Here is a 25,197-nt window from a genome sequence, read left to right as displayed (position 1 = left end):
TGCATGCAACCTTTGGACCGGCGCGGCTGCGGAGGACCCGGCGGGCGGCTCAGAGGATGAAATCGCCCTTTACGAGATTGATGTCGGCATCGATGCGTATCGCGAAATCGGCCTTGCGGTCGCCGTCGACGTCACCGTAGACGAAGGTATCGCCGCCGGAATTCACATAGCGGAGCTCGCCGGCGGTGCCGGTGAAGGCCGATTTTTCGCCGATGAAGGAGAAGGCCTGGTTGCCGGAGGACCTGGTCGAGGCGTCGATGGCCGAAAGGTCGATCTTGTCGCCCTGGCTGCGCGAAAAATCGTGGATCATGTCGCGGCCGGCGGAGGCCACCGTGCTGTCGGACAGCGCCTTGAAGACGAACCGATCGGCGCCGGAGCCGCCGTAGAGCCGGTCGGCACCGGCGCCGCCGATCAGCGTATCGTTGCCGCCCTGCCCTTTCAGCAGGTTGTCGCCGGCATTGCCTGATAGCGTGTTGGAGAGCGAATTGCCGGTGGCGGAAAGCGGCTTCGATCCCGTCAGCACGAGGTGTTCGACATTGGCGGGAAGCGTCAGCGATATCGACGACCGTATCGTGTCGGTGCCGGCGCCGGAGGCCTCGATGACCACGTCGCCGGTGTGGTTGACATAATAGGTGTCGTTGCCGGTGCCGCCTTCCATGCGGTCGGCGCCGGAGCCGCCGTTCACCAGGTCGTTTCCGGTGCCGCCGTAGAGCCGGTCATTGCCGGAACCGCCCTTCAGCGTGTCGTTGCCGCCATAGCCGTAGAGCGTATCGTCACCGCCGCCGGCATCGAAGAGATCGACGCCCTTGCCGCCGGTCAGGGTCGCAGCCTTGTCGTGATCGTAGGAAAACGGCGTGGCGTAACCGGCGAAGAGCTTGACGTAGTTCAGGACGGAGACGCCGTTGCCGTCATAGCTGGCGCTGTCGCCGCCGGACTTCAGATATTTGGCGACCGAGCCGGCGCCGACCAGATGGGCACCGGCCAGCATGCCCGACAGCGTGATCTTCGTGCCGTTGACGGTCTGGCCCTCGTATTGCTGGACGGAGGCCATGTAGCGCCATTGCAGCACCATGTAGGCCTTGACCGCCTTTTCCTGCACGGCGGGGCTCGCCAGGAAATCGGCCTTGGACCGGATGCCGTCCTTGCCGGTGAAGTAGGACGACTTCCAGTCGTTGGTCGAGGTTCCATCGCGGCGATAATAGCCGAGATCGATCATCGCCAGCTCGCCCATCTGGTATTTGCCGAGATAGCCGTAGCGGTTGACGGCACCGTAATTGCCGCCGGACTCGCGATCGCCGAGCGCCTTCAGGAAATCGCTGTAGTTCTTCGCCATACGCGGGACCCGATGTCGTGTTCGACGTCATCATGCAGGAAAAATGTAAAGATTTGGGGATCGCCGCGCGGCGAGGCTTGCCGGGCGAGTTCGAGCCCTGCCCTGTCCGCCCGGATTTTTCGATCTTTTTTCGAAACAATGGCGCGCCTGCTCTGTTCGGTTCTCGAGTGCTCGTCACCGAGGCTCGTTCACCCAGAAGGAGAAACAGAAAAGGAGACACCATGCTTTCCACCAGGACCAACCGGATCTTCGCGCCGGCCTTTGCCCTTTCGCTGCTTGCGGCTCCGGCGCTGGCGCAATCCGCGGATACGACCGATACCGGCACGTCGTCGACGACGTCGACCGGCTCCAGCCAGAGCGGCACCGGCGGAATCGATCCGACTACGGCGCAGAACAATGTTCGCGACCGGCTGAACGAAGCCGGTTTTCAGCAGGTCGAAATTCTCGACGCTTCCTATCTCGTGCGTGCGCAGACCGAGGACGGCAATACCGTGCTCATGGTGATCGACCCGCCGATGCGCGGCATGGGAACGTCCGGCTCGGACACGTCGGGGACTTCCGGGTCTTCCGGAACCTCTGACAGCAACTAGTCCGGCAGCGGACACAACGTGAGCTCCTCTCACGGAGACGGTGCGGCCCAGGCCGCACCGTTTTTTTTGTGTTGGCGCTTTTGCGAGCACCTCTGCCTTCCCCAGACGGCATCGCACTCGGTGGCGGACATAAAAAAGGCGGCAGGTGCGCCTGCCGCCTTGGAATCCCGAGTGACTTTTGTCAGCCGCGTCTTACCGGGCGCCGAGGATGACCGGGTGGTCGTCCGGCAGGGCCGAATAGCGGCTGCTGTCGAAGTTGGCCATGCCGTCGATCTGGCGCTCGGTGACATTCGGGGCCTCCAGCGTCTCCTCATCGGTGACGTTGAGAGCCGACAGCGCAACGGCCGCGCGGTCTTCACCAAGGCCCAGGAAGCCACCCGATGTCACCACCGCGTAGAGGCGGTTGTCGACATAGACGACGTCTTCGATATCGCCGAGTTCGTTGCCGTTGGCGCCAACGATATCGTAGTCCTTGATGTCGGCAACCGTCAGACGCACGTCGCGGGTCGAACCACGGCCGACGGCCGTGTTGGCGTCTTCCCTGGTGTCACCCTGACGGACCGCTGCGGTGTTCTGGCCGTCGATCTCGTCGCCAGCTTCATTCCGCGCCAGACGATCGGCCGCGGCCTGCCGGTTTGCGGCGGCGTTCGCCTGCTCCTGGTTCTGCTGCTCGTAGCGGATCTGCGGCTCGCCCTCGGCGCGGTTCACCCGAACCTCGGCCTGCTCCGTGGTGTAGCGAACATTGGGCTGCTGTTCGGTGCCCTGCATCCGCACGACCGGCTCGCCGGAGCGCTGAAGCTCGACATTGGCCTGCTCCTGCTGGCCATCCTGCGTGCGGACCTGCGGCTCGCTGTCGCTGACGCGAACCTCGGGCTGGCCCTGTTCGACCTCGACCTGGGGCTGCGAGCGACTGACATTCACATCCGGCTCCCGCATGCGTACGGTGACCTGCGGCTGCGGGATCTCGACCGTCACGACAGGGGCGGGCTGATGGATGATGATCTCAGGCTGCTGTTGCTGCACGGCGACCTGCGGGCTCGACTGGCGCACCGTCACATCCGGTTCCGGCACGTCGACGCGAATGGAGGCTTCGTCCTCGATCACGACATCGGAGCCTGTCTGACCGTTGCTCTGGTTGCTCCCCTGGCGCTGGCGATCCATGTTGGCCATCTGCCGCTCGACGCGTTCAAGCGCCTGCTCAGCGCGCTCAGGATCGCGCTGCGCCAGAGCCTGCTCGGCCTGTCGCAGAGGCTGGCGGATGCCGTTCATCGCATTGTTGCCGGCGTCGGCGCCGTTCTGTGCCTGCTGGCTCAGTCCGCGACGCGCCTCGCGGACGGCCTGTCGGGCACTCTCCAGGTCGTTGTTGTCGAATGCCTGAAGCGCGCGCTGGATGTTCCTCTGAACTTCGTTCATCCCGGCGTCGACCTGCCCGGTCTGCGAGGGATAGCGGCTGTCATTGTTCTGGGTCGTTCCCGCGTCCGGGGTCTGCTGGGCGACAGCGGCGGCAGGGGCCAGGGCTGTACCCGCCATCAGGGCTGCGACGTAAATCATCTTCATGGGTGTTTCCTCTCTGTGTCGTGTGTGGGTCTCCTTGCGCCGGTCTTCTCCGGACTGGTGTCCGCGCCGGGCATGCATAGGTCAAAGCCTTGCCACGGCCATTCGTTCCAGAAAAATTTTGCTTCTTCTTCATGTACATCAATGACTTGGCAGCGAGAGCATGGAGCCGCGAGGCGGCAAAGGTCGGGTCCGGCTGCGTCATGTGGCGCGCCGCCCCCGGACGAAGCCGGAGGCGACCGCTACCCATCCTGGGGCACTGCAATGTTACCGGAGTCTCCATGCGCCGGAGGGCCACCCATCAGAGCGGTGGCAGCGGACCAATGCCGTCACAAGACGAAATCGCCCTTCACCAGCGTGAGCTTGCCAGCAAGCAGGATGGCGAAATCGGCGGAGCCGTTGCCGTCGACATCGCCCTCGACGATCGTGTTGGAGCCGGAGAACTTGTAGCGAAGCTGACCTTCGTCGCCAGAGAAGGTCGACTTGCCGATGAAGGTGAAGGCCTGGTTGCCGCCGGTGCTCGCCTGGGCGTCGATGGCCGAGAGGTTGATCTTGTCGCCCTGCGCATGGCTGAAATCGTAGATCGTGTCACGGCCGGAGGATGCGACATCGCTGTCGGTCAGCGCCTTGTAGATGAACTGGTCGGCACCTGTGCCGCCGGTGAGCTTGTCCGCTCCATCGTTGCCGGTCAGCTTGTCGTTGCCTTCAAGTGCCTTCAGCGTGTTGGCGGCGGAATTGCCCGTCATGGAATTGGCCAGCGAATTGCCCGTGCCGTTGATCGCCGTGGCGCCGGCGAGGATGAGGTTTTCGACATTGGCTGCGAGCGTCCAGGTAATGGTCGACTCGACCGTGTCGGTGCCCTTGCCGGAGAGTTCGACGACGACATCGCCGACATTGTCGACAAAGAACTTGTCGTTGCCCGCGCCGCCTTCCATCCTGTCGGCATCGGCGCCGCCATCCAGCGTGTCGTTGCCGTTGTTGCCCTTCAGCGTGTCGGCCCCGTCACTGCCGTAGAACGTATCGTTGTCGACCCCACCGTAAAGGCGGTCGTCGCCGGCGCCTCCGACAACGGCGCCTGTCAGCCTGCCGTTCCGGCCGTCGTAGAGATCATCGCCGGAATCGAGATAGATGGTACCGCGCATCGTTCCGGTATTGGTAATTTCATCCACCGCGACAATGGCATTGCTGTAGAAGGCGTATTGCCCTTCGATCAGTCCGGTATTTGTGATCACCATCTTCTCGGTGGCGCCGGTGAACCGGATGATGCCGAAGCCCGAAGCCCCGCCCAGGATCGATCCGGAATTCTGGACCGTCGTCGTCGTGCCGCCCGCAATCCCGCCAACCGCGACGCCGTACTGACCCGTTATCGTGCCCTCGTTGATGACATAAGACGCGTAGCCCTGGGCCCAGACGCCGACATAGTTTGCCGAATAGACCAGCGCGCCCGCATGAATGATGGCCCTGTTGTCATAATCGAGGGAGGATGAATCCCCGAGCTGGATCGCCGTCGAGAGGGCGATGACGGTGCCGTAGATATCGGCCTGATGCGAATTTCCGGTCCCCTTTATGGCGATATCGTCGGTCGAGCCGACGGCGATGCCTGCGAGGACGAACATATCGTCGGTGGTGCCGAGATTGAACCGGACGCCGCTTCCGCTTGAGGTTGATGATGCGATCTGCAATGCCATGACCCTTACTCCCCTACAACTGAACTGGGTGTGATTGCTCTTGAATTTACAGGCATGCACGTCCTTGCCGGCCCCATGGGGACCGGCACCAGGCTCTGTCCTCTGCAGAAAGCGCGAGCCGACCCGCCGCGGTCGTCGCGCCACCGTTCAGAGCATGGAATTAGACTTCACGAGACCGATTTTGCCGACGTCGGGATGGAGACGTCGGACATGCATTGATGCTGAGCGGGATATCCGGCGCGGCGAGCGCACCGGAGCATGCCGTACGCGGGCCTGAAGAGAGCGGGTGGCGATCGCAAAGATGCCGCTCGCCGGGGCGGGCCGGCGGGTATGCCGGGGCCGGTCGACACGCATCCAATGATCCGGAATGCCATCCCCCACACGTCCCGTGGGGGTAAAAATCCGGCTGCTCCTCATCGAATTGCAATCAAGCACAGTTTCACGGCATGCGGGAGTCCGGGCCGACAGCGCGGAATGCGGGCCGCGAAAGAAATGTAAACTGTTGCTGAAATGCCGAATTGAGCTGGCCAGAAGAGCATCCTCTTCGTGGTATGCGCGGTGACGCGCGGGCAATGGAGACTTCAGCCCCGGGCAAGGCAAAACGAAGCATGCTGCCGATAAGTCCAAACGGAGTCGTTCGCCATGCAACTCACCGCCTCGATGCTCACCGATCCGGCCATGCGTTCTCAGCTGGAAGCCTTTTACGAGAACAAGAAGAACGAGACACTCGATGCCCTGCGCCAGCGGGAGTCGGAATTTCCGGACGGATTTGCCGGAGCGACGATCACCATGCCGGATGGCGAGACCAGAACGCTCGGGCCGAACCTTTTCACCGCCGAGATGGCGGAAAAATCCTTCGTCAGCTTCGATCAGTGGATCTCCTTCATGGCTGAGCGCTTCGACGACACCTCCACCAGTCTCGCCCAGGCACAGAAGCGGGTGGCCGATGTCGAGGCGATGAACCCGGACAACAGTTCCGCCGTGCGGGCCACCTTCTCCAAGGAGGGTACGCTCTACGCCTATATCAACGAAGACGGCACGCTGGTGACCTCGAACGGAACGGAACCATACCTTGAGGGGCTGGAGGAGGAGGCGCGGCGGAACGGGCTGTCGGGCGAGGCGCTGGTGGACCATCTCGCCGCGCGGGTGAAGGCCATCCTGGAGGAGCGCTTTCCCGAACTTGGCGTCGAGCGCTTCGACGCCGAGACCGCGCCGACGATCCGCGAGTTCGCGCAATCCTGGTACCACGGCTACGACGCCGACGAGATCTACCAGGATGCGCTCGCCGACGCGACGGCGCATCTCGACAGCGTCAAGGCCTGGCACGAGCAGTGGCAGGCGAACCTATACGAGATCCAGGGTTTCCTGATGGGGGCCGGGGCGGGTTGATCGCCCGCCGCCCCGATGGAAATGGCGGTTCCGGACTGCTTCGGTCACAGGATGAAATCGCCCTTCACCAGATCGATCTTGGTGGACAGGAGAATGGCGAAATCGGCTTTTCCATCTCCGTTGACGTCGCCCTCGACGATGGTGCTGGAGCCGGAGAACTTGTAGCGAAGCTCGCCGGCATCGTGGGAGAAGGCCGACTTGCCGATGAAGGTGAAGGCCTGGTTGCCGGAGGCCTTGGTGTCGGAATCGATCGACGAAAGCACGATCCTGTCCTTTTGCGCATGGCTGAAGTCATAGATCGTATCTCGGCCCGACGAGGCAACGGTACTGTCGGTCACGCTCTTGAAGATGAACTGGTCGGTGCCGGTTCCGCCATAGAGCTTGTCGGCTCCGAGATCGCCGCTCAGTTTATCGTTGCCGGAAAGACCCTTCAGCGTGTTGTTGGCGGTATTGCCCGCGATCGTGTTGGCAAGCGAATTGCCGGTGCCGCCGATCGCGTCGGTCTTGTAGAGGAGGATCAGATTCTCGACATTGGCGCCAAGCGTGTAGTTACCCGCCGCTTGTACCGTGTCGGTGCCCTGGCCCGACAGTTCGACGACCACGTCGTGGTCGTCGTCGACGTAGAACGTGTCGTTGCCCGTGCCGCCCTCCATGCGGTCGGCACCGGCGCCGCCGTTTAACGTATCGTTGCCGGCATTGCCCTTCAGCATGTCGGCGCCAGCGTCGCCATAGAATAAGTCATTGTCGATGCCGCCATACAGCCGGTCGTTACCGTCGCCGGCACTGATACCGCCCGACAGCCTGCCGGCCGTGCCATTGTAAAGGTCATCACCGCCAAACAGGTAGATCGTCCCGCGGATCGTTCCGGTGTTGGTGATTTCCTCAACCGCCGTCATACCGTTCCCGCTGATGGAAAAGGAGCCCTCGATCAGTCCGCTGTTCGTGATGACCAGCTTTTCCGTGCTTCCGTACGCTCGGAGGATCCCAGTGGCATCGCTCGTCAGCACGCCCGTATTGGTAATAGTCGTCATCGAGTTAGGGCCAGTGCCGCCCGCTTGCATGCCATAATAGGCATCGATCGTCCCCTCGTTCACCACCGTTGAGCCGGAGGACCCGACCGAAATGCCGAAATAGAACGAATAGACAAATGCTCCGGGATGAATGAGGACCTTGTTGCCGTAATCCGAGGCTAGATTATCGCCGAGTTGGATCGCGCAGAGGGATGCAACGGCGGAGCCGTAGATCTCGGCCCGATGATAACTTCCCAAGCCGACAATGGCACTGCTGTTCGTCGAGCCAATCGCGGAGCCAGAGAGGACGATGATGTCGTCCGCCGTACCGAGATCGGCACGAATGCCCGTTCCGATCGAGTTTGATCCTATGATCTGCATTGCGCTTACCTCTGTTTTCGCAGGCGTTTAATCCCTGTCTTCCCGGCACGTCATCGGCGGCCAACAGGCGTCCTCGCCCGGGAACCCGGTCGCGCAGGCGAAGGCAGCCGCCTCGTATCGACCCCTCGCCACTCGCGATCGATCGGCACCGGGCGAAGACACGGTCATCTATCGGGCATGCGAGGGGGCGTCTTCCCCCGTGCGGGTGATGGATCCGATGTTTATCGATCCGCCGAAGCATCGGCGGATACTGGCCGGCACAGGAACGAGAGGACGACAAAGATGCCGGCTTCGACGGAGCGAGCGGAGGGAAGAGGCGACGAGATGCCACCTCCTCCCGGCGGTTGCGGAGAAGAGGTTTCTCGAGTGTCCGGGTCAGGAAGTGGCGGCGCGGGGCGGAGGCCCGGTCGTTGCCGTGGCGTTTCTACGGCTGCGGTTTTGACCTGCCGGCGAGGCGACTACAGGATGAAATCGCCCTTCACCAGATCGATCTTGCCGGACAGGAGAATGGCGAAATCAGCCTTTCCATCTCCGTTGACATCGCCCTCGACGACGGTGCTGGAGCCGGAGAACTTGTAGCGAAGCTCGCCGGCATCGTGGGAGAAGGCCGTCTTGCCGATGAAGGTGAAAGCCTGGTTTCCCGAGGCCTTGGTGTCGGCATCGAGGGCCGACAGCTCGATGCGGTCGCCCTGGGACCGGGAAAAGTCGAAAATCGTGTCGCGGCCGCTCGCAGACGTCTTTGTATCGCCGAGGGCGGTGAAGACGAAGCGGTCGGCCCCGGCGCCGCCATAAAGCGCGTCGGCGCCGGCTCCGCCGGTGAGGCGGTCGTTGGCGTCGCCGCCTTCCAGCCGGTCATTGCCCGAGCCGCCATTCAGCGTGTCGTTGCCGGCAAGTCCCTTCAGCGTGTTGGCGGCCGAATTGCCCGTGATGGTGTTGGCGAGCGCATTGCCGGTGCCGTTGATGGCCGCCGTGCCTGTCAGCGTCAGCTTCTCCACCTCGGCCGCCAGCGTGTAGCTCACCGAAGCCTGAACCAGATCGGTTCCGCCGCCGGAGACTTCGGTTACCCTGTCGCCGCTGTTGTCGACGATATAGGTGTCGTTGCCGGCGCCGCCGGTCATGGCGTCAGCCCCGGCGCCGCCGTTCAGCGTGTTGGCCGCGGCGTTGCCGGTCAGCGTGTTGGCGAGCGCGTTGCCAGTGCCGTTGATCGCCGCCGTGCCTGTCAGCGTCAGTTTCTCCACCTCGGCCGCCAGCGTGTAGCTTATCGAGGCCTTGACGAGATCGGTGCCGCCGCCGGAGGCTTCGGTCACGGTGTCGCCGGTGTTGTCGACGATAAAGGTGTCGTTGCCGGCGCCGCCGGTCATGGCATCGGCGCCCTCGCCGCCATCGAGCGTGTCGTCGCCATTGCCACCAACCAGCGTATCGTCGCCGGCAAGTCCCGAAAGACTATTATTGCCATCATTGCCGGTCAGCGTATTGGCGAGTCCATTGCCGGTTCCGGCGATATTGTCGGCGCCGGTCAGCACGAGGTGTTCGACGTTGTCCACGAGCGTGAAGGAGATCGCGGCGCGGACCGTATCGGTGCCGGCGTCGGAGGCTTCCGTCACCGTGTCGCCGGCGTCGTTGACATAATAGAGATCGTCGCCGTTCCCGCCGGTCATGGCGTCGGCACCCTCGCCGCCGTCGAGCGTGTCGTTGCCGTCGCCGCCGATCAGCGTGTCGTCGCCGCGATTGCCCTCCAGCGTATCGTCTTCGGCGCCGCCGTCGAAGGTCTCGTCGCCATCGCCGCCGCGGATGACGTCGTTCTGGCGGCCGCCATAGACAACGCCGTCGATGGTGCCATGCCGCCCATCATAGAGATCGGCGCCGCCGCCGAGCCAGACCGCGCCGATGATCGTGCCATTGTTGGTGATCTCCGTGACGCCGGTGGCCCGGGAACCGCTATCGCCCCTGAAGGCCGAGCTGACGCCCTTGATGAGCCCCGTGTTGACGATCTCCAGGCGCTCGGCGCCAGACTGGACGATGGCCGCATCGCTGCTGCCGGTGCCGTAAGCGAGAATCGAGCCCGAATTGACGATCGTCGTGGTGGTGGCGGTGTTGTGACCCTGAACACGAATGCCGTAATCGCAGGAGATGTGCCCGGCATTGGTGACCGTCGAACCATAGGCATCGAGCAGGATGGCGTCGGCCGCCGACCCGATGACGCCGGATGCGCCGATGGTCAGGTTGATGCCGGAGCTGGTCTCGCCGCTGCCCAGCAGAAGCGACACAAGATAGCCCCAGACCGTGCCGTTGATCTCGATGTCGTGGTCGGAACCGGCGAGTGCGAAGGCCCAGCCGGTTTCGCCGTAGCAGAGGGCCGCCTGGTTCACCAGAAGATCATCGCCCTCCGACAGGTCGGCCACCGAGATGCCCCCGGTGTTGATGCCGGAATAGGTATACAGAGTCATCGCCGCACTCTCCTCATGCGTTCGCCGACGCGAACGGAGAGGCGACCGTAGGTCCGGGCGATCACGCCGTGAACGCCATGATCATGGTATATGTTCGGCTTGGCTTAAGTGGGTCGGGAGGAAATGCCAGTCAGGGCCCCGGCGGCATTTTCTCGAAGGCGGGCAGCGCAGGGTCGATGTGATCCCAGGGGAAGCCGGCGGCGGTCCAGGAGACCAGTTGCGGGCGGAAACGGGCGGGATCGTCGAGGCTGGCCGGCGTGACGATGAAGATATCGGGCACGACCGGGAAGGTCATATATACCGGCGAACCGCAGGTTGGGCAGAAAGCGCGTTGCTTGACCGTCCCGCCGTCGCCGGTCGACTGCCAGCGCGAGGGTTCGCCCTTCGTCACCACCTCGGCTGCGGCAAAGACCAGATGCGACTGGTGGCCGGTGCCGCTGTCGCGCTGGCACTGTCGGCACTGGCAATCGAGCATGGCGGCGGGCTCGCCTTTGATCTCGTAGCGGATCGCGCCGCAGGCGCAGCCGCCGGTATAGGACGTGCTCATCCCGTTTCTCCATTTCTCGGTTGCGAGAGGTTCAGTGTTCGGTCTTGCCGCCCGTCTCGTCGCCGGCGACCGTGTCGAGCCTGCCGACCACGACCTTCCAGCCTTCGCCCATGGTGCGATAGGCGCTGTCGTTGACTGGCAGGACGAAGCCGGAATGGACGAGGCGCAGGCGCGTGCCGCTCTCAGCCTCCGACAGGGTGAAGGTCACGACCGTATCGAGCTTGGAGCCATAGCCCTCGTTGGCCTCGTGACCGCCGGCCCAGGAAAAGGAAAGCCGCTCGTTTTCGATGACCTCCAGCACCTCGCAGCGGATGATGCCATCCCATTCGCCGGCCGGCTTCGTCTGGAAGGTGAAGCGCGTGCCGACGACGGGCTCGAAACCGGTGGGTGGCATCAGCCAGCGGGCGATCAGCGCGCTGTTCGTCAGCGCCTTCCAGAGAATTCCCCGTTCATGAGGAAAAACGTCGTCGAGGACGATCGCCTGCGTCTCCGGGGACTGTTTCTCCGGGCGGATGGTCTGGTTCATGGATCGATATCCTTAAGGAGGGTCTTCAGGTCCGCGAAGCGTTCGCGCCAGAAGATGCCGTAATGCGTCATCCAGGTGGCCAGCGGCTCCAGCCCTTCCGGCCGGGCGCGATAATAGACCTTGCGCCCCTCCGGCCGCTCGCTGACAAGCCCGGCCTCCTTCAAAGTCTTCAGATGCTGCGAGACGGCACCCTGGGTGACGGAGCCGGCGCGGGTCAGCTCGACCACGGTGATCTCGTCCGTTTCGGCGATACGTTCGAAGAGCCCACGGCGGGTGGGGTCGGCGAGCGCGCGGATGACGGCAGTGACGGTTTCTGGTTGGGTCATGGCAAAATCAATAGCTGATACTAATTCATTAGTCAATTCTATTTTATTTAAAGGGATAAACTCGCGCTGTTGACCAGCGCATTCTCGGAGGATGACAGGTTCAAGCGGCGCCGTCAGGTCCGATGAAACGGCTTCCTTGTAAAGTCGGACACAGCTTTCAAACGACGTTTCCGTCGTTCTTATCGCCCAAGCGAGAAGGACAGAACCGAGCACAATGGACAGTGGAATTCCGAGATGTCGCATTGCTGTCTCCTGGCTTCGATCAAAATCTTCGCGGTACTTAGCAAATGTGTGGCCGGAGACATGGCGGATCCGGATTGCACGCCTTTCCCGCTAAATCTCATCGCAGTCGTTTCAGCACATGTCTGTGCAGTCGGTCAGTTAGAGCCGCGATATTCCTGCGGAACCGACGAGCTCACCCGTTGCAAGGCTTCATGTTTATCGGACGAGTTTTTTTTCTCGTGGCCATGATACCCGGCGCTACACGCCCAGCGTAACAAAAAACACAATCCGTGGTAGCGTCATTCACGGCAATGGATTTTCCCCAACCCGGTTTCGCGCCGCACTCCGTACTACCCCTCCAGCCCCCGCCTCCCCGCAGCCACCACCGCCTTCGTCAGCCCGTCCAGCTCCCCCGCCACGAGGCGGTTGACCTGCCAGTCGAGGGGGGTGTCGATGACGATGCCGGGGACGAGGTCGACGAGGTGGCCGGATTGCAGGTGGTGGGCGACGAGGATCGCCGGGTTCATGCCCCAGCCCATGCCCGACAGCGCCGCCTCGACGAAGGCGTGGGTGGAGGGCAGGAGATGGGTGGGGACGGCGATCTCCCGGCCGAAGGCCAGTTCGAGGAAGCGGGCCTGCAGGCGATCCTTCTGGTTGTAGGTGAGCGCCGGCGCCTGGGCGAGCGCTTCCGGCGTGACGCCATCGGGGAAATGGCGGGCCACGAAATCCGGCGAGGCGGTGGCGTGGTAGCGCAGGCTGCCGAGCGGGTGGCGGCGGCAGCCGGTGACGGGTTTGTCGAGCCCGGTGACGGCGGCCAGCACGCGGCCGGCCTTCAGCCAGTCGGCGGTATGGTCCTGGTCGTCGACGGCGATGTCGAGCAGCATGCCGGATGATTTGGCGAAATCGGAGGCGGCGGCGAGGAACCAGGTGCCGAGGCTGTCGGCATTGGTGGCGATCGAGACGGTGACGGGCATGGCGCCGGTCTCGGGTTTCAGCGCCGGCAGGTGCTCCATCAGGTTTCCCTCCAGCAGTTCCACCTGTTCGACATGGCGGCAGAGCCAGGCGCCCTGCTCCGTCGCCAGACACGGCGTGCCGCGCGCCACAAGCACCGCGCCCACCCGCTCCTCCAGTTGCTTGATGCGCTGCGAAACGGCCGACGGCGTGACGGCCAGCGTGCGCGCGGCCTTTTCGAAGCTGCCGGTGCGGACGACGGCGGCGAGCGCCCGCAGCGCCTGGTAGTCGAGCATGATTAGCGTTCCTAATCTGAGGTTAGGAGAGTTAATTAGACTAAATTGTGTGGGAGAGGTAGTTGGGGCGAACTGTCGGGGGTCTGCCCCTCATCCGGCTGCCGCCACCTTCTCCCCGCGAGCGGGGAGAAGGGACTCGTGGCGCCGACGGCGCTCCATCTCCCTTCTCCCCGTCAGAACGGGGAGAAGGTGGCGGCAGCCGGATGAGGGGCAGTTTCACGCCGTTCTCTTACGCACACCAGGAGCCCTTCATGTCGCCCACCGTTTTCGCCACCGGATTTTCCATGGGGCTTACGCTTATCGTCGCGATCGGGGCGCAGAATGCGTTTGTGCTGAAACAGGGCCTGAGGCGCGAGCATGTGTTTGCGGTGTTTCTCACCTGCGCGCTGTCGGATGCGATCCTGATCACGCTCGGGGTGACCAGCCTCGGCGCGGTGACGGCGGTGCTGCCGTGGCTGGAGCCTGTGATGCGCTACGGCGGCGCGGCGTTCCTGATCTGGTATGGCGCGCGCAGCCTGATCTCCGCCTTCACGGGCAAGGCGGCGCTGACGGTGGACTGTGCGGCAGTGCCGAGCCTGAAGGCGACGCTTATCACCTGCCTCGCTCTCACTTGGCTGAACCCGCATGTGTGGCTCGATACCGTTGTGCTGCTGGGATCGATCTCGACGCAGTTTCCGGGCGAGCGGGTGGCCTTCGCACTGGGAGCGACGGCGGCATCGTTCGCCTTCTTCTTCGCCCTTGCCTATGGCGCGCGGTTTCTGGCGCCGCTCTTTGCGCGCCCGGCCGCCTGGCGCGTTCTGGAGGGCGTCATCGCGCTGGTGATGTGGGGTATTGCCGCGAAACTCGTGATCGGGATGTAGGCGTGTGATTGTAACACAAATTGATTGCGTGACAGCATTATGACACAATCTAACCATTGTAAAATAGATAGTTATAAAACATAATTGCTATAGGTCCGTCGGCGAACGCCACCGCCTCGCGCCACGGACAGACATGCCGCCCCCCGGCTGCCTATCAGACGGTCATCCCCTCGACCGGACGGCAAATGGACAGGGTCTGGAAGCCCTGCGGGTGCAGAACGTCCCTCTGCCCCGCGGGGCGAAACCCTTCCCGCGAACCTCTCCGCCTTCCAGACGTTTTGCTCCGGTACACCTCAAGAACGGAGAGAAACCATGGCCTACCTGCGTTTTGCCGCGATGATCTGCGTCTCGACGGCGCTGATGTTCGCGCTGATGTATCTCAACACCTATGCGCTGGACCACGTGTTCTTCAGCGAGACCCGCGTGTTCGCAGCCCTCTACATGGGCGCTTCGATGGCGATCGTCATGCTGGTCTTCATGTGGGGCATGTATCCGAACCGGACCGCCAACATGGCGATCCTCGCCGGCGCGGCCATCGTGTTCGGCCTGTCGCTTTTTCTGCTGCGCAGCCAGGAAACCGTCGGTGACGTCGCCTATATGAAGGCGATGATACCGCACCACTCGATCGCCATCCTGACCTCGTCGCGCGCCCATATCGACGATCCGCGCGTGCGCTCGCTGGCGGACGGCATCATCGAGACCCAGCGCGAGGAAATCGCCGAGATGAAGGACCTGATCGCCGAACTGGACGGTTCCGGCGCAACACGAACCGAGGCCCATGCAGGACAGTAACGCGACCGGCGGAATGGATGAGACAACAGGAGCCAGGCGACCGGGCGGCCTCCGGGCGAAGCTTGCCGCCCTGCCCGGCCTGCTGCCGAAGGGACGCGCGACGCTCGGGCAGCTGCTGAAAGGTCTCGGCGACCATCAGACGGCGCTGGTGCTGGCGGTCTTTTCGCTGCCGGCGATCATTCCGACGCCCGGCATTCCGGCCGGCATGATCTTCGGCACCGCGCTTGCCATCCTGTCGCTGCAGATGGTGGCGGGATCGCCGGAATTTGCGCTGCCGGGGCGGCTTTCGCGCGTCGGCGTGCCGCGCAATCTGGTGCTCGGCATGGCATCCGGCGGCGCGCGGACGCTGGAGCGCATCGACGGCTGGCTGAAGCCGCGCTGGCCGGGCCTGGCCGATGCCGGCGCGTTGCGCCCGCTCGGGCTCGTGGTGTTCCTGATGGGTGTGCTGATCGCACTGCCGATCCCGTTCGGCAACGTGCTTCCCGGCCTCTCGGTGCTGATGATCGCGCTCGGTCTTGCGGAACGCGACGGCATGGCGGTGGGCGCCGGGCTGCTGCTCGCCGTGCTCTCGGTGCTGTTCTCCGCCGCGATGATCGCCGGCGGCTGGTATCTGATCCAGAGCTGGCTTGCCGGCTGAGAACCTTAAAGCGTTCCGCGCAGCGCCACGTAGAGCGCATCCGGCACGCTGGCGCGGTAAGCCAGCATGGCGATGACGGTGGCCACCGCGATCAGGGTCGCCAGCGACAGGCGGTCGGAGAAGCGGCGGACGTAATCGGTGAAGCCGGGGATCAGAAGCGCGACGGCGGTGAGGATCGTCGCGCCGCCGACCAGGCCGTAGCGCGGGTCGTTGGCGACGCCGATGAACAGGAAGGCGCCCATGTAGGAACAGCCGGCGAGCGTCAGCGCCAAGGACAGCGTGGCGAGCGGATCGCCGCGACGGCGGGCGTCGTGGGTGATGATGAGCACTCCGAGACCGAGCGCCAGCCAGAGCGCCGGCGTGGCCCAGGGGCCGTAGCGGACGAGGTCCATGATCCGGGCCGCACCTTCCAGCGGCGGCAGTGCTGCCGGCTGGCCATCGACGATCGCGTGGATCGCCGGCAGTGCGGCCTGGTGGCCGGGGATCAGGAACTGCATGGCGGCATTGAAATGGCGCAGGCGATGTTCGGCCCAGGCGAGCGGATGGCGGGCGATGGCGGAGACCCACATGCCGCCAAGGCTTGCCGGTTCGGTGGCCACCGCACCCGGAATGTCGGTCGCAAGCCCGGTCGGCGTATCCGGCGAGCCGGCGATGCGATCCCAGAGGAAGCCGCAGCGGCGGGCATGATAGAAGGTGTCGGCGATGACGGGCGTATAACACTCGTCGATCTCTTCCAGCGTGATATGGCCTTCGAGACCGGAGAGATCGCGGGAGACATGGGCGATGCCGGCCATGTCGAAGATCTGCAGCGTGCGCAGCGCACCCGCATCGCGGGCGCCGAGCAGGCCGTGATTGATCATGCCGCTCGGCAGCACCAGGACGAGCGCGGCAAGGCCCATGAGCAGACCGGAGCGCAAGGGGCGGCGCAGGCCCGCCGGCCAGAGCATCCAGAGCGCCACCGGCAGCACGACGAACCAGCCATTGGTGCGCACCAGACCGGCATAGAGAAGCAGCAGACCGGCGATGACGGCCGCCCAGAGCGGCGTCTTCTCGCCTGCAAGGCGCGTGCGGGCGACGAGCGCCACCGCCAGCATGACTGTGGCGGCGAGACCGACATCCTTGTGGATGTTGACGATCTGCATGAGGAAGGGCGGGAAGAAGCCGACGAGGAAAACGGCCCAGGCGCCGACGCGATGGCCGAGGCGGGCGAGCGTCAGCGCCAGGAGAACGAAGGCGAGCGCCCAGCAGACCATCTGGAAGACGAACATGGTCCAGACCCCATCGCTCACCGACAGGAACAGCGACCAGAGGCGCGCCATGATCGGCGGGTGCCAGTCGTTGTAGGTCCCCGTCATCGCCTGCTCCAGCTGGCTCTGGCTGTCGGGGTTCATCTCGCCCGGAAAGCGGACAAGGATGAAGCCGACCCAGCCGACGAGGCCAAGGATGAGGATGAGAAGGCGATGGTTCAGGCGGGACATGGACACGCGGGACTCCGGAGCGGTCGGGATATCTCGACGCATCCCTTACTCCATAGCCGCCCCCGAGATAAGTGACGGGGCCAAATTCGTAAATATATGGTAAAAAACGACGAGAAAAACTTAATTAAAATTGGAAGCAAATAAAAACCGCGATCATCAACCCAATCTAAACTCCGGCGATCTTAACATTAACAGTCAGAACCGTTTGACAGAAGCAGGCTTCCGGGGATTCCTGCCGTCACTTCAAATAAAGCTGGGACAGATCGCGCATGGTTGCTTTGTACGACGTCAATCGCTCTTCCGGCGGCCGCAAGACGGCGCAGCAGGCGCAGCCGCGCGTCGCCGTGCTGGTGCCCTGCTACAACGAGGCGACGACGATCGCCTCCGTGGTGACCGATTTCCGCCTGGCTCTGCCGCAGGCGACGATCTACGTCTATGACAACAATTCCAAGGACGGCACGGCCGAGATCGCCCGCGAGGCGGGTGCTGTCGTGCGGTCCGAAACGCGACAGGGCAAGGGCCAGGTCGTCCGGCGCATGTTCGCCGACATCGACGCCGACGTCTATGTGCTGGTCGACGGCGACGACACCTATGCGGCCCCGGCCGCGGCACAGGCGATCGACAGCGTTCTCGCCGAGGGTGTCGACTTCGTCAACATCGCCCGCGTTTCCACCGCCGTCGAGGCCTATCGCCCCGGCCACCGGCTCGGCAATGTGATGCTGACCGAGATGGTGCGCATGTTCTTCGGCCGCCAGACGAGCGACATGCTCTCCGGCTACAAGGTGCTGTCGCGCCGGTTCGTCAAATCCTTCCCGGCGATGTCGAGCGGCTTCGAGACCGAAACGGAACTGACCGTCCATGCGCTCGAAATGCGCATGCCGATGGCCGAGATTTCCGCCCCCTACAAGGAGCGCCCGCCGGGCTCGGTCTCCAAGCTCAACACCTTCCGCGACGGCTGGCGCATCCTGATGCTGATCGCGCGCCTGATCAAGGACGAGCGGCCGCTGAAATTCTTCTCGACCATCGGCCTCGTGCTTGTGGCACTCGCCATCGGCATCTCGATCCCTGTTGTCATCACCTGGCTCGAAACCGGCCTCGTGCCGCGCCTGCCCACCGCCGTCCTCTCCGTCGGCATGGTCATCACCGGGTTTCTGTCGATCTTCACCGGGCTCATTCTCGATGTCGTGACGAAGTCCCGGCAGGAGATGAAACGGATGGCGTATCTGGCGATTTCGCCCAAGGGGTGAGCGGGGGGCGTTACGTTGTCGATAGCCCTGTTGATGGGACACAGAAGGCGGCTTTACGTCAAGAGTGGACCTCGCTCCATAGTGATAACAACTTCGTGGAGGCTTCACTATGTCCAAATATCACGCCAAGAGCACGCCGGCGGCAAAATGAGGACTGCAAGGAGATGCTGTAAATGCGGAGACCAGCGAGTTAAGCGGTCAGCTTTGCCGAAAGGGAGATGTTATGCAGCTAAATAAGACACATCATCTCAGAGGAGACTATCCACATTTGCCAAAGTGACATTGGTCAGCGGTTGTGATTTAAGTACGTCCCGTGACACATCCGGATCCGGGATGCTGGTCGCTATAAGTTTTTCCAGTCTTTCGAACCACTCGCCTTCATTCGACCCAAAAATATTATACAACGCTTCATTACGCGTCTTGCACCCCCAATCCTTGTATTTTGCCTGACAGTACTTCGTTGCTGCCGTGATGATATGCCAACGCAGTTTCGAATATTTTCCATCAAATCGCTTGTTGGACGTTAGCATCCGCAGACGGTAGTGACAGAAGCAAGCCGTGTAGTAATCCTCTTCCGGCCGTCCCGCGCCATAGACCTCAGACAACAGTTCTCCAGTAAGACGGTTAGGATAACGACTGGCAATATCCGGTCGCATCATAACCATTGCGGCGAAACATCTCGCCGTCTCCCTAACATCGAATATCCTGACGGGTGCCACATTTTCGGGTCCATATTGACCTTTTCGTCTTTCGCAATACAGACGATTGGGTTCCCCTGCACCGCGAGCATTGAAATACCGCTCTAGGTCTCGAAGCACCGCCATGGCGGATATAAACTGAGCATCCTCTACTTTAGACTGACGGTTCGTCGCTCGAACAATGTCGTCGATCACGGCAGCTTCATCAGCCTCGATCAACTTTATCATCAAACTGACAGTCTCATCCGTCTGATCATCGAGTGCGATTAGAACATTCGATGTTTGACAGCCGTTTACTATCTGGAAGTCTCTGATATAGATCTCTTGACCCGCAGGTCGAACGCTCGACGCAACAATAGTGATACCGTTATTCATTAAGCCAAACCGAGCCTTTTTCTCAGTATCACCAAGTGTTTCTGCGATCTCAGCATTCACGTCTACGTCAATTCCAAGGAAATCTCTAACGTTCTCCTCGAATAGCTTCTTTCGCGGCACTCCATTCTTATCTTTGAGAATTGCATCAATAAAGCTTCTTGCTCTCACGGTAGCGACGTAAGCGTTTTTAATGTTCGGCGCCGCAGGGAACGGTGCATATCCAATTGTTTCCATGCTCGCTTCGACCGGACCGTCAGACGCAAGCCAGTACTCATGGATTATGTCGCGATGGGCTTTGACAAGTCTGGTATCGCTCGAGTATCCAAGCGCCTTGATCGCATTGAGGCCGGCTTCGAAAGCTGCGTTGATTTCTACCGCCTCAGTGTCGGGCGCGGCAGTGAAAAAATATACGTGTAAATCTGGTAGGTCACCCCTGATGCGGCCGATGTTTTTGAAAAGTAACTCGAACATAACTTTGAAATCCGCCAGAAATTGGCTGTGGGGTTGCTGAGGAGACTCAGACAAATAGTCCGTGACGGCTGCAACAAATGAGTCCACTTCTTGCTTCGACCACGTTATCGATCGCTTGGCTTGCGTCAGGACAACAGTTACGTGAAACTCTCGGCGCGACGTTTTGAATATTTCTTCAAGCTCAGCGGCAGAAAAGACAGCCCGGTCGTCAAGGAAGAGAAATGCTCCATCGATCCCCGGGTCTGCCCCCTCGTAAACCAAATCTGTCGATTCAACATTGTCGGCGGAGTAGCGTGAGAAAGCGCAGAAGGCGGTGAAAGCCTCAAAATTCTTGGCTTCATCGTAAGGGGCTCCGAAATTTGCGCAGAACGTGTCGAAGTAAGACTTGGTGACCAGATGCATGATCGATATCTCTGTTTTCACGCGTTTCGTTGAGTGTATACGTTCGAGCCACAACGATCGCAAATTTTAGTTGTCTCGAATGCCGAAATGCAAGCTTGGTGATGCGTCCGGTATGTGAACAGCGTGCCTAAGCGTGGTATCGATTCAGGCAGCCAACACCTTATTCGCGGCTTGGTCGAGAAGCTCCAATTTGCAATCCCAAGGTTGAGACCACGTCGCTACGCTTGTGGCATGCTATGCCTGCTTTCAGATCGGTGTTGGAGTATCCAATCGACAGAATGCCGGCGTAAATTCGCCTTAATCGCTGCTCTTCGACGTCTACTGACTCAAGCATGAAGGCGCAGCATTCCTACTAATAACGTCAATCACTCCCCCGTCCGCCGCGCCGCCGCCTTGTACACCTCGTTCCGCTCCCGCTTGCCTACCGCCACGACAAGCACCAGAAGCTCCCGGTCGCGCACCTCGTAGACCAGCCGGTAGCCGGCGTTGCGGAGTTTGATCTTGTAGCGTTCCTTGACGCCATGCAGGCGGGCCGAGGGGAGTTTGGGGTTTTGTAGGCGCTCGGCGAGCTTTGCCTTGAACTGGTCGCGGGTCTGGCTGTCGAGCTTCTTCCACTCCTTCAGGGCCTCGTCCAGAAAGGCGAGCTCATAGGTCATCCAGCGTGACCTTGTGGATCGCTTGGCCTTCGCGCGCATCGGCGATGGCGTTCAGCTCCAGATCCTCCAGCCGTTCCAGCATGGCCTCGTAGGCCTTGGCCGGCACGCAATAGAAGGCGGGCTCGTTGCGATTGAGGATCGCGACCGGAAACCCCTCCCCGGCGGCGACGGTGCCCATCGGGTTCTTCTTCAGCTCGGAGACGCTGGCGGTGGTGGAGGCGAGGATCTGGTGAGCCATGAAGAGTATCCTTGATGGTGCTTTTAACAGGTCTCTAGATAGCTCTTTTGGGCGTGGTCTTCAAGATGAAGCCGAGATGGGCCAAGACGTCCGCGCGCTTTGTTGCGGGTCCTGATCCGTGCTATAGATCGTGGCGCACTCGGGTACTTCGCCATGTCCAGGACAAGCGGGAATTCTTCCGAACAGACAGCCGCTGCAAAGCCAGCGCATTTGCCCGCGCTCGACACGGGCTCGCCGGACTTCACGGAAGAATGCCGGCGTCAGGCAAAGGCGGCAGCGGAGAGCGATGCGCGCGACGTGGAACTGCAGGCGTTTCTCGAGGCGATGCTCGACGACCTGCTCGAATAACTCCCCCCATTCACAATCCCGCGAGCCCGCCCCTTCCCCGCTCTCCCCGCCCCGCCGTTAACCCTGCCCATAAAGATTGCATTTATCTTTTGGCGGTAAGGTCTCGTTAGGATTCGGCCTGTCTTGGCGCCGGCCGCTGGTATCGCGGGGTGGCGCCTTCTCCAACCGTTGAGTGAGTGATGCGTCTCAATTGTCTTCCGGCCCTTCTTCTGGCCTCTACGCTTCTCGTCGGCTGCAGCTCGACGTCGGACCCGACGGCGGCGCTTTCGGTGAAGACCTCGAACGAGACGACGGCCTCGATCGCGCCGACGCCGCCGGCGAAGGTGTCAGGTGGCGAGGAGACGCATGAGCTCGCCTGGGCCGGCGGATCCGCGCAATCGCCGGCGCTTTCGGCCGTGAGCGCGTCGGGCTATGCCGCGCCGACCGACCGGCCGAACACGGTGATGGCACCGGTCGTGAAGGGCGGGCGGCTGAAGGTCTATGCCCAGCAGTTCCGCGATGCCAAGCCGATCAATTTCGGCAAGGTGCAGCCGAAGCATTACGCGGTGCACGGCGTCGACGTGTCGCGCTGGCAGGGCGACATCGACTGGCCGAAGCTTCGCACCCAGGGCGCCAACTTCGCCTATATCAAGGCGACCGACGGCGGCGACCACATCGACCCGATGTTCGCCAAGAACTGGCGCGAGGCGAAGGAGGCCGGGCTGAAGCGCGGCGCCTACCACTTCTTCTACTGGTGCCGCGTGGCGAGCCAGCAGGCCGAATGGTTCATCAAGAACGTGCCGAACGATCCCGACGCTCTGCCGCCCGTCATCGACGTGGAATACAACCACCAGTCTGACTGCCGCTTCAAGATTTCGGCGGAAAAGGCGCGCGAAAAGATGCAGGTGTTCATGGACATGCTGGAGCGCCACTACGGCAAGCGCCCGGTGATCTACACCGCGCCGGATTTCTACGCCGACAACCTCGCCGGCCACTTCAAGACCTACCCCTTCTGGCTGCGGGCCGTCGCCCAGCATCCGTCCAAGGTCTATCCGAACCGCGACTGGGTGTTCTGGCAGTATTCCGGCTCCGGCCTCTCCCACGGGGTGAGCGAGAAGATCGACCTCAACGTGTTCCGCGGCACGGTGGAGCAGTGGCACGACTTCGCCGAGGGTGGAAGACGGGTTGCTTCGCGGTAGGGCGATTTACTCCAGAAGCAGACGTTCCGACGTCCAAACGAAGGGGTCTGGCGGCTAGGACAGGTCGTGAATGTCCTTTCCCAGGGCCGGCCCCAGTCGCCACTCACTGAATCGCACTTCCAGGCCTGCCCGTTCGGGCGTGCAGCACATGGGACCGACCAGATAGCGATCCGCTTTCGGGAACGGGCAGAGGCGGGCCAGTGGCCAGGTCCGGCCATCGCCTGACGCCTGTATCCTCAAAACACCGCTCTCCACGGTCACCCTTATCCAGAAATCGGATGGGTCACCGTCATATCGCCCCGTGGCCCAGTCGGAGGTTTCATCGGTCAGCACACTGCCGAGCAGGCCATGTCCGTCCGAGAACTCGATCCCGGCCTTGACCCAGCGTCGTTCGTCGAGCCTGACCATGAGGCCGGCCTGGTCGTAGAGATGCTCGAAATGTGCCTGGACCCGAACCTCTGCGGTGAAATCACCTTCGGTCTCAAATGCATAGAAGTGGCCGGTGTCGCGGACGAAGCCGTAGTGCGTCTTTCGCCAGAAATCGGTGTTGGCGTCCGTCACCACGAACAGTTCGCCATCCGATATTTTCGCTTTCGTCGGCTCGTTGAGCCAACGTCCGTGTTTGAGGGTCTGCAACAGCGGCTCCCATGACAACTCGCGGATTTTCCGACCCGCATCTTTCGTTCTGTCGCCAATCCTAGAGCGATTGATTGCCGACAAACAAGCGGTGACGGAGGTCTTCCGGTCGACAGCTGGTCACCGCTCCACGGAATGGAAAAATGAAGCGCCAGCGCTTCACATATCCGTGAACGGTCAGGTACCAGAAATAGTTCGCATGCTACCCGAGAGTTAACCCTTCGTTTACCATGCGGCCTCTTTAGTGGCGCTCTTCTCTCCAGCGCGATGACCGCGCGAATCTCTTCATTTCCGAGTTTTCATGACCAGTATTCTCACGAATATCGGAGCGATGAGTGCGCTCCAAACTCTCCGTACTATCGCTGGTCAAATGCAGGACACGCAACGCCAGGTGTCGACCGGAATGAGGGTGGGGCAGGCTTCCGACAATGCCGCGTACTGGTCGATTTCCACGACAATGCATTCCGACAACATGGCGCTAGCGGCGGTGGAAGACGCGCTGGGGTTGGGGGGCGCGAAGGTCGATACCGCCTATGCCGGGATGACGGCCGTCGTCGATGTCATCAGTGAGATGAAGTCGAAAATTGTCGTGGCAACAGAAGACGGTGTTGATCGCTACAAGGTTCAGGCTGAAATCGAACAGCTCAAGGAGCAACTCACCAGTATCGTTTCTTCCGCTACTTTCAGCGGGGAGAACTGGCTTTCCACCGATGGCAGCAACAGCGCCTCCGTCGTTGCGTCTGCGACGCGAGATGCGAGCGGTAACTTCGGCGTCAAGAAAATCTCTGTAAATCTAGGCGAAATTGCACTTTTCACTACGGTGGGTAATGGCCTCTTGCAGACGATCCCGTCGACTGGAGGAAATGGCAGAACATATGGTGGTTTTGAGAACTTCACGAGCCCCACTGACACATTTGCCTTTACCGAGCCGTTCACGATGGATGACGGAGACGAATTCAAATTCGACATCCAAGACGGGGCACTTCTCTATACGGCAACTGTGACGAAAGCGGTTTTTGACCAATGGGCCGGACCGAATGGAGTTGTAGACGGGGACTTCGAATTTTGGGACCTCTTGGCCCAATCAGCCGCCGACTCTGGTCCCGGTTTCTACGGGGTCAACAACCAAGCGTTCGGCCAAGACGCCCCCAATCCCGTGCTGTTTTCCAACTTCCGTGTAACAGGCGTTCCCGAGTACACGATTATGGATGTGGATGTCACGGACGGAAGCGATCTGGGTCTTCTGCTATCCCGGATCGACGGTTGGCTGGAGATGACGATCGATGCGGCCGCAGACCTTGGGGCACTTCAGTCACGCATTTCCATGCAGTCGGATTTCGTTGCGAAGCTCACAGACAGCATCGACAGCGGGATCGGCCGCCTCGTGGACGCCGATATGAACGAGGCTTCCACGCGTCTGAAGGCGCTGCAAACGCAGGAGCAGTTGGCGATACAGTCGCTGAGCATCGCGAATACGAGTGCCGATAGTCTGCTGACGCTGTTCAGGTAACACTCGGCCGTACGTGATATCGTCCACCTGACCGGAAGCTGCCCTGTCCGGTCACCGCCGCCAGTGCCGAAAGTCCTGTCACGCCCCTCCCCTCTTTCGCTCCCCATCGCCCATTGACGCCCCCGCGTTACATTGTTACACCTTCTTCCGTTGAAGGTTCTCCAAGGGTCGCGAAAGCCCGAGGGGATTAAAAGGGAACACGGTGCGACGTACCCAACAGGGCGCAAGACCGTGGCTGCCCCCGCAACTGTGAGCGGCGAGTTCGACCGGGATAAACCACTGGCCCAAAAGGCCGGGAAGGTCCGGGAGCGCATTGACCCGCAAGCCAGGAGACCTGCCTCGACGTGTAACGAAACCCGGCCGGGGTGTGCCGAGGAGAGCGACGATGGCATTCGAGAGATCCTTTTCCGA

The 25,197-nt window shown here is 61.8% G+C and carries 23 protein-coding genes and 1 riboswitch; of the genes, 9 read left to right on the top strand and 14 right to left on the bottom strand.

Features of this window, described 5'->3' with window-relative positions; translation table 11 throughout:
• Window positions 1-49: 49 nt before the first annotated feature.
• On the bottom strand, window positions 50-1,333 hold the full coding sequence (locus tag J5J10_RS22650) for a calcium-binding protein (RefSeq protein ID WP_211930178.1): 1,284 nt from the start codon (window positions 1,331-1,333) through the stop codon (window positions 50-52).
• A 17-nt stretch (window positions 1,334-1,350) separates the two neighbouring features.
• On the opposite strand from J5J10_RS22650, the gene J5J10_RS12845 reads away from it, so the two are divergent.
• Window positions 1,351-1,923: a hypothetical protein gene (locus J5J10_RS12845; RefSeq protein ID WP_211930177.1), complete on the top strand. Its 573-nt coding sequence runs from the start codon at window positions 1,351-1,353 to the stop codon at window positions 1,921-1,923.
• Window positions 1,924-2,115: 192 nt separating this feature from the next.
• On the opposite strand, the gene J5J10_RS12840 is transcribed toward J5J10_RS12845, so the two are convergent.
• Window positions 2,116-3,480, bottom strand: a complete 1,365-nt coding sequence (locus J5J10_RS12840) for a PRC-barrel domain-containing protein (RefSeq protein WP_211930176.1) — start codon at window positions 3,478-3,480, stop codon at window positions 2,116-2,118.
• 326 nt (window positions 3,481-3,806) lie between these two features.
• Complete coding sequence (locus J5J10_RS12835; protein WP_211930175.1) at window positions 3,807-5,165, bottom strand: calcium-binding protein; 1,359 nt, start codon at window positions 5,163-5,165, stop codon at window positions 3,807-3,809.
• 642 nt (window positions 5,166-5,807) lie between these two features.
• Here J5J10_RS12835 and J5J10_RS12830 point away from each other — a divergent pair.
• Window positions 5,808-6,554 (top strand): hypothetical protein, encoded by a 747-nt coding sequence (locus J5J10_RS12830; RefSeq protein WP_211930174.1) that lies wholly within the window; start codon window positions 5,808-5,810, stop codon window positions 6,552-6,554.
• 44 nt (window positions 6,555-6,598) lie between these two features.
• Here J5J10_RS12830 and J5J10_RS12825 read toward each other — a convergent pair whose 3' ends face one another.
• From J5J10_RS12825 to J5J10_RS12800, 6 genes are all read right to left on the bottom strand, one after another.
• Window positions 6,599-7,945, bottom strand: coding sequence for a hypothetical protein (locus J5J10_RS12825; RefSeq protein ID WP_211930173.1), 1,347 nt, complete (start codon window positions 7,943-7,945; stop codon window positions 6,599-6,601).
• A 458-nt stretch (window positions 7,946-8,403) separates the two neighbouring features.
• Window positions 8,404-10,392 carry a calcium-binding protein gene (locus J5J10_RS12820; RefSeq protein ID WP_211930172.1) on the bottom strand — a complete coding sequence of 663 codons (1,989 nt, stop codon included), beginning with the start codon at window positions 10,390-10,392 and terminating at the stop codon, window positions 8,404-8,406.
• Window positions 10,393-10,522: 130 nt separating this feature from the next.
• Window positions 10,523-10,939: a GFA family protein gene (locus J5J10_RS12815; protein ID WP_211930171.1), complete on the bottom strand. Its 417-nt coding sequence runs from the start codon at window positions 10,937-10,939 to the stop codon at window positions 10,523-10,525.
• 31 nt (window positions 10,940-10,970) lie between these two features.
• Window positions 10,971-11,465, bottom strand: coding sequence for an SRPBCC domain-containing protein (locus J5J10_RS12810; RefSeq protein ID WP_211930170.1), 495 nt, complete (start codon window positions 11,463-11,465; stop codon window positions 10,971-10,973).
• Window positions 11,462-11,791 carry a metalloregulator ArsR/SmtB family transcription factor gene (locus J5J10_RS12805; RefSeq protein ID WP_211930169.1) on the bottom strand — a complete coding sequence of 110 codons (330 nt, stop codon included), beginning with the start codon at window positions 11,789-11,791 and terminating at the stop codon, window positions 11,462-11,464. The genes J5J10_RS12810 and J5J10_RS12805 overlap by 4 nt, the downstream gene beginning before the upstream one ends.
• A gap of 572 nt (window positions 11,792-12,363) precedes the next feature.
• Window positions 12,364-13,260: a LysR family transcriptional regulator ArgP gene (locus tag J5J10_RS12800; RefSeq protein ID WP_211930168.1), complete on the bottom strand. Its 897-nt coding sequence runs from the start codon at window positions 13,258-13,260 to the stop codon at window positions 12,364-12,366.
• Between the two features lie 251 nt (window positions 13,261-13,511).
• Here J5J10_RS12800 and J5J10_RS12795 point away from each other — a divergent pair, with 251 nt between their 5' ends.
• From J5J10_RS12795 to J5J10_RS12785, 3 genes are all read left to right on the top strand, one after another.
• Entirely contained in the window at window positions 13,512-14,120 is a 609-nt protein-coding gene (locus J5J10_RS12795; protein ID WP_211930167.1) for a LysE/ArgO family amino acid transporter, read from the top strand.
• Window positions 14,121-14,432: 312 nt separating this feature from the next.
• Window positions 14,433-14,912 (top strand): DUF305 domain-containing protein, encoded by a 480-nt coding sequence (locus tag J5J10_RS12790; RefSeq protein ID WP_211930166.1) that lies wholly within the window; start codon window positions 14,433-14,435, stop codon window positions 14,910-14,912.
• Window positions 14,899-15,549, top strand: a complete 651-nt coding sequence (locus J5J10_RS12785) for an exopolysaccharide biosynthesis protein (RefSeq protein ID WP_211930165.1) — start codon at window positions 14,899-14,901, stop codon at window positions 15,547-15,549. Before J5J10_RS12790 ends, J5J10_RS12785 begins: the two co-directional genes overlap by 14 nt.
• Window positions 15,550-15,554: 5 nt before the next feature.
• Here the strand turns inward: J5J10_RS12785 and J5J10_RS12780 are convergent, their stop codons facing one another.
• Entirely contained in the window at window positions 15,555-17,033 is a 1,479-nt protein-coding gene (locus J5J10_RS12780; protein ID WP_211930164.1) for a glycosyltransferase family 39 protein, read from the bottom strand.
• A 263-nt stretch (window positions 17,034-17,296) separates the two neighbouring features.
• Between J5J10_RS12780 and J5J10_RS12775 the strand changes: the two genes are divergently transcribed.
• Window positions 17,297-18,274 (top strand): glycosyltransferase family 2 protein, encoded by a 978-nt coding sequence (locus J5J10_RS12775; RefSeq protein ID WP_211930163.1) that lies wholly within the window; start codon window positions 17,297-17,299, stop codon window positions 18,272-18,274.
• A 248-nt stretch (window positions 18,275-18,522) separates the two neighbouring features.
• Here the strand turns inward: J5J10_RS12775 and J5J10_RS12770 are convergent, their stop codons facing one another.
• The 3 genes from J5J10_RS12770 to J5J10_RS12760 all read right to left on the bottom strand — a co-directional run bounded on the left by J5J10_RS12770 (window position 18,523) and on the right by J5J10_RS12760 (window position 21,114).
• Window positions 18,523-20,220 (bottom strand): AIPR family protein, encoded by a 1,698-nt coding sequence (locus J5J10_RS12770; protein ID WP_249116736.1) that lies wholly within the window; start codon window positions 20,218-20,220, stop codon window positions 18,523-18,525.
• A gap of 365 nt (window positions 20,221-20,585) precedes the next feature.
• Window positions 20,586-20,876: a type II toxin-antitoxin system RelE/ParE family toxin gene (locus J5J10_RS12765; protein WP_211930162.1), complete on the bottom strand. Its 291-nt coding sequence runs from the start codon at window positions 20,874-20,876 to the stop codon at window positions 20,586-20,588.
• A complete protein-coding gene (locus J5J10_RS12760; protein ID WP_211930161.1) occupies window positions 20,866-21,114 on the bottom strand; it encodes a type II toxin-antitoxin system Phd/YefM family antitoxin in 249 nt (82 codons plus the stop codon). Before J5J10_RS12760 ends, J5J10_RS12765 begins: the two co-directional genes overlap by 11 nt.
• Window positions 21,115-21,267: 153 nt before the next feature.
• On the opposite strand from J5J10_RS12760, the gene J5J10_RS12755 reads away from it, so the two are divergent.
• Window positions 21,268-21,462, top strand: coding sequence for an antitoxin MazE-like protein (locus J5J10_RS12755; RefSeq protein ID WP_211930160.1), 195 nt, complete (start codon window positions 21,268-21,270; stop codon window positions 21,460-21,462).
• 179 nt (window positions 21,463-21,641) lie between these two features.
• Window positions 21,642-22,640 carry a GH25 family lysozyme gene (locus tag J5J10_RS12750; RefSeq protein ID WP_211930159.1) on the top strand — a complete coding sequence of 333 codons (999 nt, stop codon included), beginning with the start codon at window positions 21,642-21,644 and terminating at the stop codon, window positions 22,638-22,640.
• A gap of 54 nt (window positions 22,641-22,694) precedes the next feature.
• Here the strand turns inward: J5J10_RS12750 and J5J10_RS12745 are convergent, their stop codons facing one another.
• The gene (locus J5J10_RS12745) at window positions 22,695-23,276 is read right to left on the bottom strand and encodes a DUF1349 domain-containing protein (protein WP_211930158.1); all 582 of its coding nucleotides are present in this window, start codon (window positions 23,274-23,276) and stop codon (window positions 22,695-22,697) included.
• A gap of 301 nt (window positions 23,277-23,577) precedes the next feature.
• Here J5J10_RS12745 and J5J10_RS12740 point away from each other — a divergent pair, with 301 nt between their 5' ends.
• Window positions 23,578-24,786 (top strand): flagellin, encoded by a 1,209-nt coding sequence (locus J5J10_RS12740; protein ID WP_211930157.1) that lies wholly within the window; start codon window positions 23,578-23,580, stop codon window positions 24,784-24,786.
• Between the two features lie 137 nt (window positions 24,787-24,923).
• Window positions 24,924-25,143: riboswitch (cobalamin riboswitch) on the top strand.
• Window positions 25,144-25,197: the final 54 nt, after the last annotated feature.

Origin of the sequence: Ciceribacter sp. L1K23 (assembly GCF_018122705.1) — a bacterium.
Lineage (GTDB): Bacteria > Pseudomonadota > Alphaproteobacteria > Rhizobiales > Rhizobiaceae > Allorhizobium.
The sequence above is the reverse complement of the archived record's forward strand: the minus strand, read 5'-3'. Positions and strand labels throughout refer to the sequence as shown.